Annotated in this window: 19 protein-coding genes; 15 read left to right on the top strand and 4 right to left on the bottom strand. The window is 39.2% G+C overall.

From position 1 onward, the window contains the following. Positions 1 to 69: 69 nt before the first annotated feature. Positions 70 to 336, top strand: coding sequence for a hypothetical protein (locus MLE14_RS07385; protein ID WP_243297713.1), 267 nt, complete (start codon positions 70 to 72; stop codon positions 334 to 336). A gap of 93 nt (positions 337 to 429) precedes the next feature. Here MLE14_RS07385 and MLE14_RS07390 read toward each other — a convergent pair whose 3' ends face one another. The 4 genes from MLE14_RS07390 to MLE14_RS07405 all read right to left on the bottom strand — a co-directional run bounded on the left by MLE14_RS07390 (position 430) and on the right by MLE14_RS07405 (position 3957). After that, entirely contained in the window at positions 430 to 576 is a 147-nt protein-coding gene (locus tag MLE14_RS07390; protein ID WP_243297714.1) for a hypothetical protein, read from the bottom strand. Between the two features lie 20 nt (positions 577 to 596). After that, positions 597 to 1664 (bottom strand): hypothetical protein, encoded by a 1068-nt coding sequence (locus MLE14_RS07395; protein ID WP_243297715.1) that lies wholly within the window; start codon positions 1662 to 1664, stop codon positions 597 to 599. Between the two features lie 709 nt (positions 1665 to 2373). Continuing rightward, on the bottom strand, positions 2374 to 3351 hold the full coding sequence (locus MLE14_RS07400) for a BsuPI-related putative proteinase inhibitor (protein WP_243297716.1): 978 nt from the start codon (positions 3349 to 3351) through the stop codon (positions 2374 to 2376). Positions 3352 to 3474: 123 nt separating this feature from the next. Continuing rightward, positions 3475 to 3957: a Rok-like winged helix domain-containing protein gene (locus tag MLE14_RS07405; protein WP_243297717.1), complete on the bottom strand. Its 483-nt coding sequence runs from the start codon at positions 3955 to 3957 to the stop codon at positions 3475 to 3477. 557 nt (positions 3958 to 4514) lie between these two features. On the opposite strand from MLE14_RS07405, the gene spoIIID reads away from it, so the two are divergent. The 14 genes from spoIIID to MLE14_RS07475 all read left to right on the top strand — a co-directional run bounded on the left by spoIIID (position 4515) and on the right by MLE14_RS07475 (position 13798). After that, positions 4515 to 4772, top strand: a complete 258-nt coding sequence (gene spoIIID / locus MLE14_RS07410; protein WP_097156842.1) for a sporulation transcriptional regulator SpoIIID — start codon at positions 4515 to 4517, stop codon at positions 4770 to 4772. Positions 4773 to 5420: 648 nt separating this feature from the next. Then, positions 5421 to 5840, top strand: coding sequence for a CBS domain-containing protein (locus tag MLE14_RS07415; protein ID WP_243297718.1), 420 nt, complete (start codon positions 5421 to 5423; stop codon positions 5838 to 5840). A gap of 257 nt (positions 5841 to 6097) precedes the next feature. Beyond that, positions 6098 to 6415, top strand: coding sequence for a hypothetical protein (locus tag MLE14_RS07420; RefSeq protein WP_243297719.1), 318 nt, complete (start codon positions 6098 to 6100; stop codon positions 6413 to 6415). 224 nt (positions 6416 to 6639) lie between these two features. Next, positions 6640 to 7641: a rod shape-determining protein gene (gene mreB / locus MLE14_RS07425; protein ID WP_243297720.1), complete on the top strand. Its 1002-nt coding sequence runs from the start codon at positions 6640 to 6642 to the stop codon at positions 7639 to 7641. 64 nt (positions 7642 to 7705) lie between these two features. Then, positions 7706 to 8035 (top strand): hypothetical protein, encoded by a 330-nt coding sequence (locus MLE14_RS07430; protein WP_243297721.1) that lies wholly within the window; start codon positions 7706 to 7708, stop codon positions 8033 to 8035. Between the two features lie 107 nt (positions 8036 to 8142). Then, the gene (locus MLE14_RS07435) at positions 8143 to 8523 is read left to right on the top strand and encodes a hypothetical protein (RefSeq protein WP_243297722.1); all 381 of its coding nucleotides are present in this window, start codon (positions 8143 to 8145) and stop codon (positions 8521 to 8523) included. After that, positions 8504 to 9022 (top strand): RNA polymerase sigma factor, encoded by a 519-nt coding sequence (locus MLE14_RS07440; protein ID WP_243297723.1) that lies wholly within the window; start codon positions 8504 to 8506, stop codon positions 9020 to 9022. Before MLE14_RS07435 ends, MLE14_RS07440 begins: the two co-directional genes overlap by 20 nt. 2 nt (positions 9023 to 9024) lie before the next feature. Further along, positions 9025 to 9270, top strand: a complete 246-nt coding sequence (locus tag MLE14_RS07445) for a hypothetical protein (protein WP_243297724.1) — start codon at positions 9025 to 9027, stop codon at positions 9268 to 9270. Positions 9271 to 10025: 755 nt separating this feature from the next. Further along, positions 10026 to 10856: a flagellar hook-basal body protein gene (locus tag MLE14_RS07450; protein ID WP_243297725.1), complete on the top strand. Its 831-nt coding sequence runs from the start codon at positions 10026 to 10028 to the stop codon at positions 10854 to 10856. 33 nt (positions 10857 to 10889) lie between these two features. Further along, a complete protein-coding gene (locus tag MLE14_RS07455) occupies positions 10890 to 11729 on the top strand; it encodes a flagellar hook-basal body protein (RefSeq protein ID WP_243297726.1) in 840 nt (279 codons plus the stop codon). A gap of 57 nt (positions 11730 to 11786) precedes the next feature. Then, complete coding sequence (locus MLE14_RS07460; protein ID WP_243297727.1) at positions 11787 to 12083, top strand: DNA-directed RNA polymerase subunit beta; 297 nt, start codon at positions 11787 to 11789, stop codon at positions 12081 to 12083. Positions 12084 to 12099: 16 nt separating this feature from the next. Next, complete coding sequence (gene fabZ / locus MLE14_RS07465; protein WP_243297728.1) at positions 12100 to 12534, top strand: 3-hydroxyacyl-ACP dehydratase FabZ; 435 nt, start codon at positions 12100 to 12102, stop codon at positions 12532 to 12534. An 85-nt stretch (positions 12535 to 12619) separates the two neighbouring features. Then, positions 12620 to 12856 (top strand): hypothetical protein, encoded by a 237-nt coding sequence (locus MLE14_RS07470; RefSeq protein WP_243297729.1) that lies wholly within the window; start codon positions 12620 to 12622, stop codon positions 12854 to 12856. Between the two features lie 42 nt (positions 12857 to 12898). Beyond that, positions 12899 to 13798 (top strand): DMT family transporter, encoded by a 900-nt coding sequence (locus tag MLE14_RS07475; protein WP_243297730.1) that lies wholly within the window; start codon positions 12899 to 12901, stop codon positions 13796 to 13798. Positions 13799 to 13870: the final 72 nt, after the last annotated feature.

Consider the following 13870-nt stretch of genomic DNA (forward strand, 5'->3'; position numbering starts at 1 on the left):
GAAAAGAATCAGTATAATTCTAGATTATCAACATTTCCCTTCAATTATTTGAAGGCGAGGATCTTTTAAATGAAGATAACCAAGATGATTACTTGTATTATTCTCATACCTATAGCGTTTATGGTCTGGTTTGAGGTATTTCGATTATTACAGATGGAGATAAAAGGTACAGGTCAGTCTTATGAACACTCCGTTCTTTTAAAGGGAATTACTGATTTTTCATCATTGCAAATGAATGGTGAGCTTGAAGGCTGGATCATAATGGCTGGTTTGCTTGGAGTATTAATTTTTATATTGGCACGGAAGCCGAAAAGGGGGAAGGATAGTAAACTTTAATAAAGTTTCAGTGGAGAGGAGCGCATCGTTGCCTCTCTCTTTCTTATTTTAAAGAAAAAGAGAAGCAACGGATTGGTTACTTCTCACATTGTATTAGTAATCAATAGTGCTAGACATTGTAGATCCAACTGGAGGGAGATATGCACCACCGCCTCCTGCTACCTCACTGTTATTTGAAAAAGAAGAAGTAACGGCGAATATTACAGCAACTAAAAGAATTACGCTAAGTACTTTATTCATATATTCTCACCCCCTTTACATTAGTTCAAGGAAAGATTCAGCTCATAATATTTTGAAGCAAGTTCGTAGTTTCTTTGTTTTATGAAATAGTCACCCATGGTTTTTGTTAGATCAAGTAAAAGCTTCTTTTCATTTGTATTGAGTAAGAAAGGTGCAAGGGTATCTGTAAGATATGTATACGCATCATTCTCACTTGATAGCTTCTTTTCATAATACACACTCATTAGATAGAATTTTTTTAATGTTTCGTTTTTACTACTTCTTTGTTTACCTAGTTCAATTAATTCTTTTACATCTTGAAGTTCGCGATTCATTATCTTTGCTTCAACTAATGACATAAGTGTCATGAGATAAAGAACTTCATTATTATCTTCAAGTGTATCAAGTAGTTTTCTTGATTTCTCAATTGCTATACTATATTTTCCTTCTTTTGCTAGAGAAAGACTATGATTATATTCAATTTGGGCATTTAAGTGAAATAAATGAGTAAATTTAGTATTTCTTATAAGATGTTTATATAATTCTTCTGCTTCATCGTAGAAACCTAAATTAATATGACATATAAAAATTAACATTTGAGTATAAATGATTCGAAGAAGATTAAACTCGCTTAAATATAAATCTAATGCTTTATTTCCATAAATAATAGATCGTTTATAATCATCGAGATATACATAACCCCAACAGAGATGATAATAAATATCACTTGAAATGAAATCTGGAATATCATTATAATCATTTAAAATTGAATGGAAAATCTCTATTGCAGGGTCAACATCGACTTTGAAGATTTTGTCAACTGCATAATATGTATTAAAGACAACTTGATTTTCAGTACTTAAGGATTCGAATCTGGACTGTAGTTCTTTCCCGTACTCCTCAGACTTCTCATAATCATGTATAAATATAAAATACCGATACAAAAACAAATCCAATCTATCAATAATTTCCTGATCCAGCCCCTTGCGCTCTATCAATTTTACTTTTTCATACAGTGCGGTGGCCTCGTCCTTATCATAAAAGTGTATAGCTTCAATAAACTCATTTAATAAGTTATTTACTTCCTGTAGATCTTCTACTTTGTTCATCACTATATCACCCTTATGGATTATATTGTCGATTATACCATAATTTTTTTGAGAATAAATAGAATAGTGTATAAAGTTCTAGAAAATTAGTCGTATATTTTGTAAATTATATGCAAATAAAATGACAATTTATGCGGGATATCGGGGAGCTGTCTTATGAACATTGCTCTATTGACAGATTTTCATGGGAATGATTTTAGTGCTTGTGGCGGAATTGTGTGAAACGATAGATCTGTTGGTGTCGGAATATGTTGGCGGGTGATTTGATTTGGATAAGTTCGGACACGAATGAAGTATTATCGCTTTTATTCAGCATTAAAGATTTCAATGGTTTAAGGGATACATGGTGAGGGATATTATGTTAGCATGGGTATGTAAAGAACTCTATCCTAAAGTCATCAATCCGCCAGATTGCGATTATTCACTCTTGCAAAAGCTCCCAAGAACCTTCATCCTGTCCATTTCTTCGAAAACGAGTTGGTAAACTTACGAAATTTGTACCCGCTCAGTAGGAATCCTAAACCAAAAAGTCGTAAAAATGGTCTACTTTTTTATAACGATACCATATGTTGTATGAAAATACACCTATCCTGGAAAAGAAAGCATGTTGTGAAAATGACTTATCAAAATAAGGTGTAAAATAGTATTTTTAACAAAGAGTTGGTAAAATAGCTCCTTACAGATAGCAGGAGCTATTTTACGATGCGATTTACTGCGCAACTGCAAACGAAACCGTTTTCTTTACGTTGGGCACACCTTTAGCGACAAGCCATACTTCAAGCATGTAGTTTCCAGGCTCAAGATTTTGGAAAGCTCCTTCAAAATGAAGCTCCTCACCTTGAGCTAATTCTTTTTCCTGATAAATCATAATAAATTGTTTTCCATCAGAAAATTGCTCGATTTTTTCTCCGTCTTTATAGAGAATGTAGTCATACTGCAGCCCTGAAGTAAAGGTAACGGTCTGTTTGGCCTCTGACTGATTTTCTACATCAAATGACCATTTCCAGCTTTTATCTTGCTGATCGACCTTCAATGAAGAGAATAATGCACTAATCACAGAACCAGGCTCCTTTTTAACCATAAAATGATACAACTGATACAACGAAATGGCTAAATCACCACGCGTTACTTCTATTGTATAATCGTCAGTCCCTGGAAGTAGCTTTTCCGTTAAAACAGCTGCTAAATCATCCTGATAATCCGTATCGGCAGGCAGCCAAATTGAAGCATAGTCACCAGTATTTAATTTTGCTGCCTTCGCTAGAATTCCAGCAAGTTCTTGGGTTGTGATATGTTTTCCTGGCTGGAACTTTCCATCCTCATACACCATCCAACCGGCAGCATGGACGGCTCGAATGGCATCATAAGCCCAGTGACCTGCAAGATCTTGATGTGGGGTAGCCTTTTCGGGGATTTGAAGCTGAAACATTCTTTGTAAAGTTGCCGCTACTTGAGCACGGGTTGTCTTTTGGTCTAACTCGGCCATTCCATTGTCATAGCCATGGAACACGCCAATTCCATGTAAAAACTGATACGCTTCGTCTTCTGCAATCCATTCGCCTTTTTCGGGAAGCTGCATACATGTAACTTCATTACCGGTACAAACTCCATTTGTTGCAGCGAATCCGATTGAGGAAGGAATAAGCAGCGAAACAGTTGTAAGTCCAATGATTCCAAGTTTTTTCATATAATAGTAACACCCCTTTGCTAATGTCAATTCATTAGACGGAGCAAAGGCTTTCATAGTTACTGCAAAACGGAATTTTTAGTACAAAAAAACCATAACCGACAGAGGCTATGGCTTATAATATTAGTCCTCAAGAAAAGGGCTGTCAGAATCCACATAAATATAAGTACCCCGATTCGGTTTTTGTACGTGGGGATCGAGATTTTCTACAGACTTCATAAAGGTAGTCATATTGGCAATCGATGTTCCGGTAGCTTCCTCAACGGCACGCTGCAGGTCGACTCCTTTCATGCCTTCTGGATGCATTTTTAGGATTTCAATCGCAGCTTCTTTTTCTGGAGTAACGGTCGGTTTTCTTCCGCGTTTACTTGCCTTTAATACAGGTTTTTCCTGTGGTTCTGCCTGTATTTTAGGAGCTATTTCGCTTGGACGTTCTTCTGTTTGTATTGTTTCAACCGTAGCTTGGGCTACTGGATTTTTTTCGTCTAATTCACGGAGTTTATTGTAAATAATTTCTCTTTCTTCACGGAATAGCTTTAAAAAGCGTTCTTCTTGTTCAGCCAGCTGTTCCAGACGTAACCTTAGTGCGTCTCTTTCATTAAACATAACGACCTACCTCCATAAATTTTAAACAAAATTTTCATTGAAATGATAACATATACTAACGATAAATTTATATTAATAATATGTTACATATTAAAATTCATCCCATAATTTAAACATTTTATACATTAAAAGAAAAATGACGGATCCGTGAAAAAATCAGAAAAAATATTTTTTGTACAAAAATAGCTCGTACACCTTGTCCTTATTGGTAAAAACGTGCATAATCCCGTATCCAAGCTAATAAAATGTTACAAACACAAAAGTAAGAAGAGAGTGTTTGAGGTGAGCGCGTTATTTTTACAGCTAGACCAAGTTGGAGACATGTTTATATCCGGTAGGAACAGATGGGTTACTCCATTCTGCCGCATAAATAAATAGACGACCAAGAAGCTACAGCGAGAATCTTACACAAGACTGAGACAAAGGCCGGAACTTCATCTGCTTTGGAAAAGCAGGTATAATCGGAAACATTTTATGCGGGATTAAAAGTACTTCGTCCAAGTGAAAGCGAGTCTCATTTCACACTTCTCACATCCAATTTAGGGAGGGCGAGTGGTGTGCACGATTACATCAAAGAAAGAACAATCAAGATAGGCAAGTATATCGTGGAGACGAGAAAAACAGTTCGCGTCATCGCGAAAGAGTTTGGCGTATCCAAAAGTACCGTTCATAAGGATTTAACGGAAAGACTTCCCGAAATTAACCCAGACCTAGCAAATGAAGTAAAAGAAATTTTAGATTATCATAAATCAATTCGTCATTTGCGCGGCGGGGAAGCAACCAAGCTCAAGTATAAAAAAGAAGAGCCAGTATAAAAAAGCGCAGCCATCGGCTGGGCTTTTTGCATTGTATGATGTTTACCCCATTATTTTAAAAATAAAACTAGGGGTTTGTATTTTTTTATATTTTTGCTGGTTGGTCTTAGAAAACTAAGATTAAGTGACGGATGTGGTGTGGTGACATGGCGGTTGAGTATGGTAAACGTAATCTTGTTCAGGTTTATATGATTGCTTAGTTCGGTAAAATGGTTCTGAGTTCGTTAATAGGTAGGGTGAGTTTGGTAAAGTGGGTCTAAGTTCGTTTATAGGTTTTCTGAGTTCGGTAAAACTGATCTAAGTTCGGTAAAATGATAGCTGAATTCGGATAAATAGGTGCTAAGTTCGGTTAAATAAATTTAAGTTCTGTAAAAGGAAACTGAGTTCTGAAAAAAGTACACTGTTTATCGAAAATAGTACGCTAAGTTCCGAAAAACAAGTGCGAGGTTGCGAAAAGGATGCGCTAAGTTCCGAAAAACGAGTGCCGATTTCCGAAAAGTATGCGCTTGAGTTTCATAAACGAAGGCAAAGTCCCGATAAATAATACTAATTTCGCTCTGATCATCCAAAATAATTCCTTTTTTATGAATAATAATGGAAAACCTTCACAAAATAAACTTGTTACTTTGATTAAAGGAGGACCAAAACATGCAAGTACGTGACGTTATGTCCACTAATGTAGAAAGCTGTTCATCAAATGACAGTATTGAAGCTGTTGCTCAAAAAATGAAGAATTTAAATGTTGGAGCTATTCCAGTTGTTGAAAATGGACAAGTAGTTGGTATGATTACAGACCGTGATCTAGCTGTTCGCGGTGTAGCTGAAAACCGCTCAAATGCTGGCGATGTCGCTACGACTCAATCAGTAGTGACTTGCAGCCCAGATATGTCTGTAGATGAAGCAGCTGCGCTTATGGCACAGCATCAGGTTCGCCGTCTGCCAGTAGTAGAAAATGGTCAGCTTGTTGGAATTGTTGCTCTCGGGGACCTTGCGGTGAGAGAACAATCTAATGAAATGGCAGGGGGAGCTCTGACTAATATTTCTAAACCAGATGGACAAATGCAATAAAAAATAGCTAAAAAGGAATTTGAATGGAAGGGCCTTAATGGAGGCCCTTTTTTTGATGCAGTAAAACTTCGAAGATATTTTAAGCGAAACCGTAAAAATTGTCGAACAGAAATGATTGATGAGGCAAAAGTCTTCGTGTAACTTTAAATATAAATTACAAATTTTGGTAATTTTGTCCAACAGGAAACTTTTCGATCATTGAATGAACCCATACGAAGGAAACGATTGTCCATTTAGCAGTTACCGCTGATGATCATATGGGACCCATTCAAATACAATTATCAGATGATAATAGGACTTGGAGCGGATGGCAGGAACTGTCCGAAACAGCAACTTTTACTTTAGAGGGTGATAATGGAGAAAAGACGATTTACATGCAGCTTACTGATGGAGGAGGAAAAGTAAGCCCGAGTGAAATCTCATATACAACCTCTCCAACTGGTTCAATCATGATCGAAGAGAACAAAACCTATATCAATCGAACAACAGTCAACCTACAAATAACTGAGGACGATGTACATGGACCACTTCAAGTCAGATTTTTGAGCGATCTGTCAGTGAATCTGCATTCATGAAATTAATAAATTCGGTATAAGGTGTTCAATTTTGAACACCTTATTTTAATGGAGGAAAACCCGGATTTTATAAATTATAATAATTTCGACAAATTTCCCTGGAAATATTAAAAAAATGGTGAAAATAATCGAATATTTTCCTTCTTTGGAATGTGTTGTGGTAATATATAGAATTAGGGAGTTATAGATCCGTTAGAAATATTGTTAGGAGGATTCAGGGAGTTATGTTTGCAAGGGATATTGGAATTGACCTCGGAACGGCTAACGTTCTAATACATGTGAAGGGGAAAGGGATTGTATTAAATGAACCATCTGTTGTGGCCATTGATAAAAATACAAATAAAGTCCTTGCTGTGGGGGAAGAAGCGCGTCGAATGGTAGGGCGTACACCTGGGAACATCGTTGCAATCCGTCCTTTAAGAGATGGCGTTATTGCAGATTTTGATGTAACAGAAGCAATGCTTAAACATTTTATCCACAAGTTAAATGTAAAAGGTGTTTTATCAAAGCCGAGAATTTTAATTTGCTGCCCAACTAATATAACGTCAGTTGAACAAAAAGCCATTAAAGAAGCAGCAGAAAAAAGCGGCGGTAAAAAGGTTTATTTAGAAGAGGAACCAAAAGTAGCAGCAATCGGAGCTGGCATGGATATCTTCCAGCCGAGCGGAAATATGGTAGTTGATATTGGCGGTGGCACAACTGACATCGCAGTTCTTTCAATGGGTGATATTGTAACCTCTTCCTCTATCAAAATCGCCGGCGATAAATTTGATTCAGATATTTTGAATTACATAAAGCGTGAATATAAGCTTCTAATTGGCGAAAGAACAGCTGAAAACATCAAGGTATCCATTGCTACTGTTTTTCCTGGATCCAGAAGTGAGAAAATGGAAATCCGCGGACGGGATATGGTAACAGGGCTTCCAAGAACCATTTCGATCAGTTCTGAAGAAGTCGAAGTGGCTTTGCGTGAATCAGTTTCTGTCATCGTTCAGGCAGCGAAGAGTGTCTTAGAAAGAACGCCTCCTGAATTATCAGCTGACATCATTGACCGCGGAGTGATATTAACTGGCGGAGGAGCCCTTTTACACGGCATTGATATGCTTTTAGCTGATGAATTAAAAGTGCCGGTTTTAGTTGCGGACAACCCAATGAATTGTGTGGCAATCGGGACTGGAATCATGCTTGAAAATATCGACCGTATTCCACGCAGAAAATTAGGATAATTTTAGATAACGGCGCTTCTCATCTTGGGAGGGCCGTTTATTCATACGGTAAAGGAGATAACTCATGTTGATCCCAGCTTGGTTTTTTTATGTTTGCTATTGTATAGGTGCTATTTTATTTATTAGTGCCATTTTCACTATCGTCACAGGGAATCCTGTACTGATGGGCAAACTGAGACATAGTGTCACAAACCGAAAGAAAGCCGCAGCAGCATTATCTATTTATTTAATTGTGTCAGCGATTATAGTAACAAGTGTACCGCTCTTTGCAGTACAGCTAGGCAGAGCAGCCGGTTTTATTTTTATAGCTTATTTATTATTTTCCGGCGTTTTTTGGTACGTATTTCAATCTAAATGGGTTGAACCTATATCAAAACAGCATCCAAGAAGGTGAGGATTTTTTTTCCTCACCTATTTTTATAGAAAAAATTTTTAAATAATTTGAACGAAATTTAATGCTTATTTGTATAAGAGGTATAAAGAAGAAAGGGGAGCTGGAGCTTGACTTCATTGGGAGGAATTATAGGATCAGTGGTTACAGTCATACTTAGTGTTACATTTGCGACTGTCATTGTCTCTTTACAAAAAAAGGTTGTGAAAAAGCCAAACGGACAAATAGATTTTAAAAAAACAGATATATATTTTAAATGGACACGTTGGGATACGGTCAATTTAATTTGTGCGATTTACGCATTTGCCAGTATTTTATGTCTGTTAATTTTTCTTTCATTGGGTGAATCCATTGAAAATCCTTTGGTTCAGTTTTTTATCCATCAAGGATTTGTATTTACTACGTTAGCGTTTGCGTGGTTAATTAGCCGTGTGGCGTTTACGTTAAAAGGCATAAAAGAGCGGTGGAATCATGAGTTTGAATCAAAATGAGGAGAATGTTGAGGCTTTTTTAGAAGGGGATGACGATGCAATTGCTTGGATCTACCAGCAATATCGCGCACCCCTGTATCAGTTCATTTATCGATTTACCAATGAGGAACAGCTGAGTATTGATATCGTGCAAGATACGTTTTTACAGCTGCAAAAAGCGAAAGGGCAATACGATCCTGCAAAGGCTTCCATTAAAACGTATTTATTTCAAATTGCATATAACCGAATGCTAAATAAATTAAAGCGTAGAGCTAGATTGAAAAAAATTCTGCCGTTTCTGCTAGCGGATTCCCGGGATGTCGATATTGTGGAACAGCTGAATGTTAGGTTTGCGCTGCAAAAATTAAAAGAAGACCATCGAGCAGTTATCATCCTATCTTATTATCATCGCCTAACCCATGAGGAAATGGCAAATGTGCTGAATATCCCGGCAGGTACGGTAAAATCCCGGTTGCATCATGCAATACAGCGGTTAAAAAAGATGTTGGAGGTGGAATAAAAATGAAATACGAAGATCCATTTATAAAAGAAAAGGAATTAACTCATCATTTAGATCAATTTCATGTAAATGTCCCGGAATTCTCAGTTCAAAAAAATTGGATGAATCGGATGAGTGCTGCCCTTTTTGCAGAAGCCCCTAACCCCCTCCAATCCGTTTCATTAACTACAACGGCGGTAACATTGATACAGACAATTCCGGTAGCGGTTGCTGTGATTGTGCCGGTGCTGTTGGTGTGGGTAATATAATGTAGAATTAAGCACTTCTTTTGAGGAGTGCTTTTTTATTTATCGGGAAGGCCGGTTTTGGCGGTCTGGATTTTATAATTCTCATCACTCCTGTTGGGGGAGAGGCTATTAATTTATAAAAAGGCCGGTTATTGGGCATCTAACTAAGCAAGAATTTCTAAAATATCAATGAAAATTATAGATTTTAGCCGTACATGTACGCAAATAACTGAACTCGGTAGCGGGTAACCGAACTTATGGGCGGAAAACCGAATTCAGAAGGTAGCTAACCGAACTCGGGAATCAAATAACCGAACTTAGAGATGGGTAACCAAATTCACGAGAAGTAAAAACGAACTCAGGGCCGGATAACCGAACTCACGGGAGTGGAAACCGAACTTAATATTCGATAACCGAACTCCTGCAGCAATAACCGAACTCACGAGAGTGGAAACAGAACTTATTATCCGGTAACCGAACTCCTAACAGCAATGACCGAACTCCTAACAGCAATGACCAAACTCCTGCAACAATAACCGAACACCTGCAGCGAGCAACCGATCTTGCGCAAGAGATTTCCGCGCTCAAACTCTCTAAAAACCCAACCAGCCGCCGCAATAAAATCGAAACTTGTCAAAATAGGTAGAATTTCTGCTGTTTTGATGAGGAAAAATATACTATAATAATAGGAAGGAAAGAATAGAACGGATTTACTAGTAAGCTATCAGCAACAGGAACCTACCGCTATTCTCAGAAAAACGTTCGAGGTGAACACGATGTTTAAAGGGTTTTATACAGCAGCGACGGGGATGCTCTCGCAGCAACGGAAGACGGAAATGTTAACCAACAATTTAGCCAATGTCGACACACCAGGCTATAAAGCTGACCAGGCTTCACTTCGCGCTTTTCCGGAAATGCTTTTGAGCCGGATTGGATCCCAGGAGCTGCCGGTTCAAAATGGATTTAATGTCTTGACTCAGAATCCGATTGGTTCGATTAATACAGGAGTCTATATGCAAGAAATTACTCCAGATTTTATCCAGGGCGCCTTAAAGGATACGGGATTGTCAACCGATTTGGCACTGGTCAATGCGGTGATGCCTGAGGTGGATGGGCAAGCGGGTTCGGTGTTTTTTAATATAGAACATTCAAGCGGTGATACATATTACACGAGAAATGGAAATTTTTCAGTCGATCCTGAAGGGTTCCTCACAACGGCTCAAGGCTATTACGTTTTAAATGATGCGGGTGAACGAATTCAGGTGAATAGCTCGAATTTCCAAGTCACGGAAGATGGATTTTTATTAGTCGATGGCCAGGTAACAAGCCGGCTCGGCATATCATATGCAGCAAACCCTTTGCTCCTCATGAAGGATGGGAATGGTTTATTTCGATTGGAAGAGGGAGAGCTTCCGCTTGCATATGGACAGGCTGGGGTTGAATTCAATGTGTATCAGGGTTCATTAGAACGCTCGAACGTTGATTCTGCTAAGGCTATGACAGATTTGCTCGCGAGCTACCGAACATTTGAGGCGAACCAAAAAGTGTTACAGGCTTACGATAGAAGTATGGATAAGGCAGTTAATGAAATAGGGAAAATCGGATAGGTTTATATAGACAAATAGAAAGGGGGAGGTCAGATGAATCGCACTATGATTGTGGCCGCGAATACGATGTCGCAGCTGCAGCAAAAGATGGATGTGATCAGTAACAATATATCAAACGTGTCAACGAATGGCTTTAAACGCAGAGAAGCTTCTTTTACAGAGCTGTTAGCTCAGCAGTTTAACAATCAGCCCTATGACGAGTTCGAAGTTGGACGAAATACCCCAAATGGCATTCGCCAAGGCGTGGGAGCGGGTGTGGCGCAGTCGCAAATGGTGATGTCACAAGGCAATATTATCACGACCGGACGAGAATTAGATGTAGCTTTTACAACAGAAGGGCAATATCTGACTGTACTGGTTCCCGGGGAAAATGTGGATGAAATCCAGTACACCCGAGATGGCAGCCTTTACTGGTCACCTCTAAATGATACACAGGTGATGCTCGTTACAAGCGAAGGAAATCCGGTGCTAGATGAAAATGAAACGCCGATTGTTGTAAACGGCACCCCAACTGAAGTCAGTATTTCACCAACAGGGGAAATCAGAGTTACTACGGAGAATGGCGACCAAGCCTGGAATCTCGGCGTAATTCAGCTCAATCGACCTCAGCTTATGGTTCAACAGGGCGGGAACAGAATTGCAGTTCCTGAAAATCTTGCTGAATTAGGTGTAGAATTAGAGGAAATCCTAACACCAATTAATGGTGCACTTCGTGAAACGGTAGGCATGCAGCAGGGGGCATTGGAACAATCCAATGTAGATTTAAGCGTTGAGATGACGGATTTAATACAAGCCCAACGGTCTTATCAATTCCAATCCCGAGCGATCTCGCTTTCGGATCAAATGATGGGACTGATTAATGGGATTCGATAAAAAGTTTAAAAGGAAGAGGATTGTAACCTTGAAAACGTAGTTTAAAGGAGTTTTAGAATGGATATGGTAGGAAAAACGGAACAGGAACAGACCACCTCCAGGGAAGAACGGAAGCGAAGAAAATTACTAGAGCAGGAAAAAGCGGAAGTCAGACCGAATATTACTTCTATCAGAAGAATGCGAATTCGGCTTATTCCAATATGGGCTAGAATTTTAATTGTCCTGCTTTTAATTGTATTATGTGTAGTGACAGGTCTTATGGTTGGCTATGGGGTCATCGGGGAAGGAAATCCAACCGATGTGCTAAAATGGGAAACATGGCAGCATATTATTGACCTGGTCAATGCACCATAATGTACAGGAGGTTTCTATGTTAAATATTGAAGAAATTAAAGAAATTATTCCGCACCGTTATCCATTCCTTTTAGTTGACCGCATTTTGGAAGTAGAAGAAGGAAAAAAAGCGGTCGGTATCAAAAATGTCTCAGCCAATGAAGAATTTTTTAACGGTCATTTTCCAGAATACGCTGTAATGCCTGGTGTGCTTATTGTTGAAGCACTCGCTCAAGTCGGAGCAGTCGCGATGTTGAAAAGTGAAGAAAACCGCGGTCGACTCGCCTTCTTTGCCGGAATCGACAACTGCCGATTCAAGCGCCAAGTTGTTCCTGGAGACCAGCTTCGCCTCGAAGTCGAAATGGTCCGTTTCCGCGGAGCGATTGGAAAAGGAAAAGGTATTGCAACGGTAGACGGCGAACTAGCGTGTGAAGTTGAGATTATGTTTGCGCTAGGGGATAAAAAAGAATAACGTACATATAATAAAGGATCTTCTGTTTATGGGAGATCCTTTTTCGTTTATAATGGAGAGGAAAATATAAAGGAAGGTGACTGTAATGGCCAAAAGCAATGCACGAAAAAAACGAGAGCATATTCAGCGCAACTCGGGCAGGGATGTAACAATCCTGAGGGGAGAACAGCCGCAATTCAGCACCCACGAACGAAAAACCAAAACGAAACTCGAAATCCAAAAAACAATGATCAGCAAACACAAAAAGCGATTCCTTCAAAATCAAAATGAAGACGGAATCGCTTTTAATTTTGTAAAAAAAGGGTTGGCTCCAGCTGCTTGAAACGTACTTATAATATAACGAATGCCGAAAGGATGTTACATTATGGGGATTGCATTGGCATTTCTGTCCGGCCTTAGTTTTGCCTTGGGAAACATTGTCGCAAAAATCGCTTTAGATCAGTCAACAATCCGCTATTCCTTGTGGATCACTTCTTTTGTGAATTTTGCAGTTTTCGGCTTGGTTGAGTTGGTCTATCGGCAAGTTGCGAGCGATCCGGCTCCGATAAATGGGGAGGGGTTCCTTTATTTTTTAATGGCCGGTTTATTAACAACGTATTTAGGAAGAAAAACACTATATATCAGCTTTCAGTATATAGGTCCTTCGCGAGGATCGGCCATTAAAAATAGTTCACCCATCTTTACGCTGCTCGTGGCGTTTTTCATTTTTAATGAAAGTATTTCATTTTATTCGGCCATCGGTGTGGGAATTGTGCTTGGCGGAATTCTTCTGCAAGCGGTAATCCTGTTTCAGGAAAACGGAAAATCAGATCAAAACGTATGGCGTGGTTATCTTGTGGCCGTTATTTGCGCGATTTGTTTTGGAGTGGGACTGGCGGTCCGCGGCCCCGGAATGGAGGAAATCCCGGATCCATACTTTGGCGCCTTTATGAGCGGAGTCGTGACCCTCTTTTTTGCGACAGCAGAGGAAGTGAATCGGTACGGAGTGTGCAATTTTTTCTCGTTTTTAAAAAATTGTGCGAAGCGGGAAAACGGGCTGTTTATTGTGGCTGGACTTTGTACCTCAATCGGAGTTGGCACCTTTTTTCTGGCTTTACAATTTCTAGAGGTAGCCCTTGTCTCCACCATCGCAGCGATTGATCCGATTCTTACTATTTTGCTAAGCGTTATTATCTTGAAGCGGGCCGAAAACATAACGAGATGGACGGTTTTGTCGGCCGTTGTGGTTTTGTTGGGGGTGGCTTTTATAATGATGGGGGAGTAAGAGGTTAGGTGAATTGGCTTTTAGGTTGGGTGAGTTCGATTAAATCATTTAGAGTTCGGTTAACCGGTATTG

The organism is Bacillus litorisediminis, from assembly GCF_022808645.1.
GTDB classification, from domain to species: domain Bacteria; phylum Bacillota; class Bacilli; order Bacillales; family JC228; genus Bacillus_BF; species Bacillus_BF litorisediminis.

Coding starts and splice junctions, on each gene's coding strand:
- MLE14_RS07385 (WP_243297713.1), top strand. CDS start 70: ATGAAGATAACCAAGATGATTACTTGTATTATTCTCATACCTATAGCG.
- MLE14_RS07390 (WP_243297714.1), bottom strand. CDS start 576: ATGAATAAAGTACTTAGCGTAATTCTTTTAGTTGCTGTAATATTCGCC.
- MLE14_RS07395 (WP_243297715.1), bottom strand. CDS start 1,664: ATGAACAAAGTAGAAGATCTACAGGAAGTAAATAACTTATTAAATGAG.
- MLE14_RS07400 (WP_243297716.1), bottom strand. CDS start 3,351: ATGAAAAAACTTGGAATCATTGGACTTACAACTGTTTCGCTGCTTATT.
- MLE14_RS07405 (WP_243297717.1), bottom strand. CDS start 3,957: ATGTTTAATGAAAGAGACGCACTAAGGTTACGTCTGGAACAGCTGGCT.
- MLE14_RS07415 (WP_243297718.1), top strand. CDS start 5,421: ATGCAAGTACGTGACGTTATGTCCACTAATGTAGAAAGCTGTTCATCA.
- MLE14_RS07420 (WP_243297719.1), top strand. CDS start 6,098: ATGGGACCCATTCAAATACAATTATCAGATGATAATAGGACTTGGAGC.
- mreB (WP_243297720.1), top strand. CDS start 6,640: ATGTTTGCAAGGGATATTGGAATTGACCTCGGAACGGCTAACGTTCTA.
- MLE14_RS07430 (WP_243297721.1), top strand. CDS start 7,706: ATGTTGATCCCAGCTTGGTTTTTTTATGTTTGCTATTGTATAGGTGCT.
- MLE14_RS07440 (WP_243297723.1), top strand. CDS start 8,504: ATGAGTTTGAATCAAAATGAGGAGAATGTTGAGGCTTTTTTAGAAGGG.
- MLE14_RS07445 (WP_243297724.1), top strand. CDS start 9,025: ATGAAATACGAAGATCCATTTATAAAAGAAAAGGAATTAACTCATCAT.
- MLE14_RS07450 (WP_243297725.1), top strand. CDS start 10,026: ATGTTTAAAGGGTTTTATACAGCAGCGACGGGGATGCTCTCGCAGCAA.
- MLE14_RS07455 (WP_243297726.1), top strand. CDS start 10,890: ATGAATCGCACTATGATTGTGGCCGCGAATACGATGTCGCAGCTGCAG.
- MLE14_RS07460 (WP_243297727.1), top strand. CDS start 11,787: ATGGATATGGTAGGAAAAACGGAACAGGAACAGACCACCTCCAGGGAA.
- fabZ (WP_243297728.1), top strand. CDS start 12,100: ATGTTAAATATTGAAGAAATTAAAGAAATTATTCCGCACCGTTATCCA.
- MLE14_RS07470 (WP_243297729.1), top strand. CDS start 12,620: ATGGCCAAAAGCAATGCACGAAAAAAACGAGAGCATATTCAGCGCAAC.
- MLE14_RS07475 (WP_243297730.1), top strand. CDS start 12,899: ATGGGGATTGCATTGGCATTTCTGTCCGGCCTTAGTTTTGCCTTGGGA.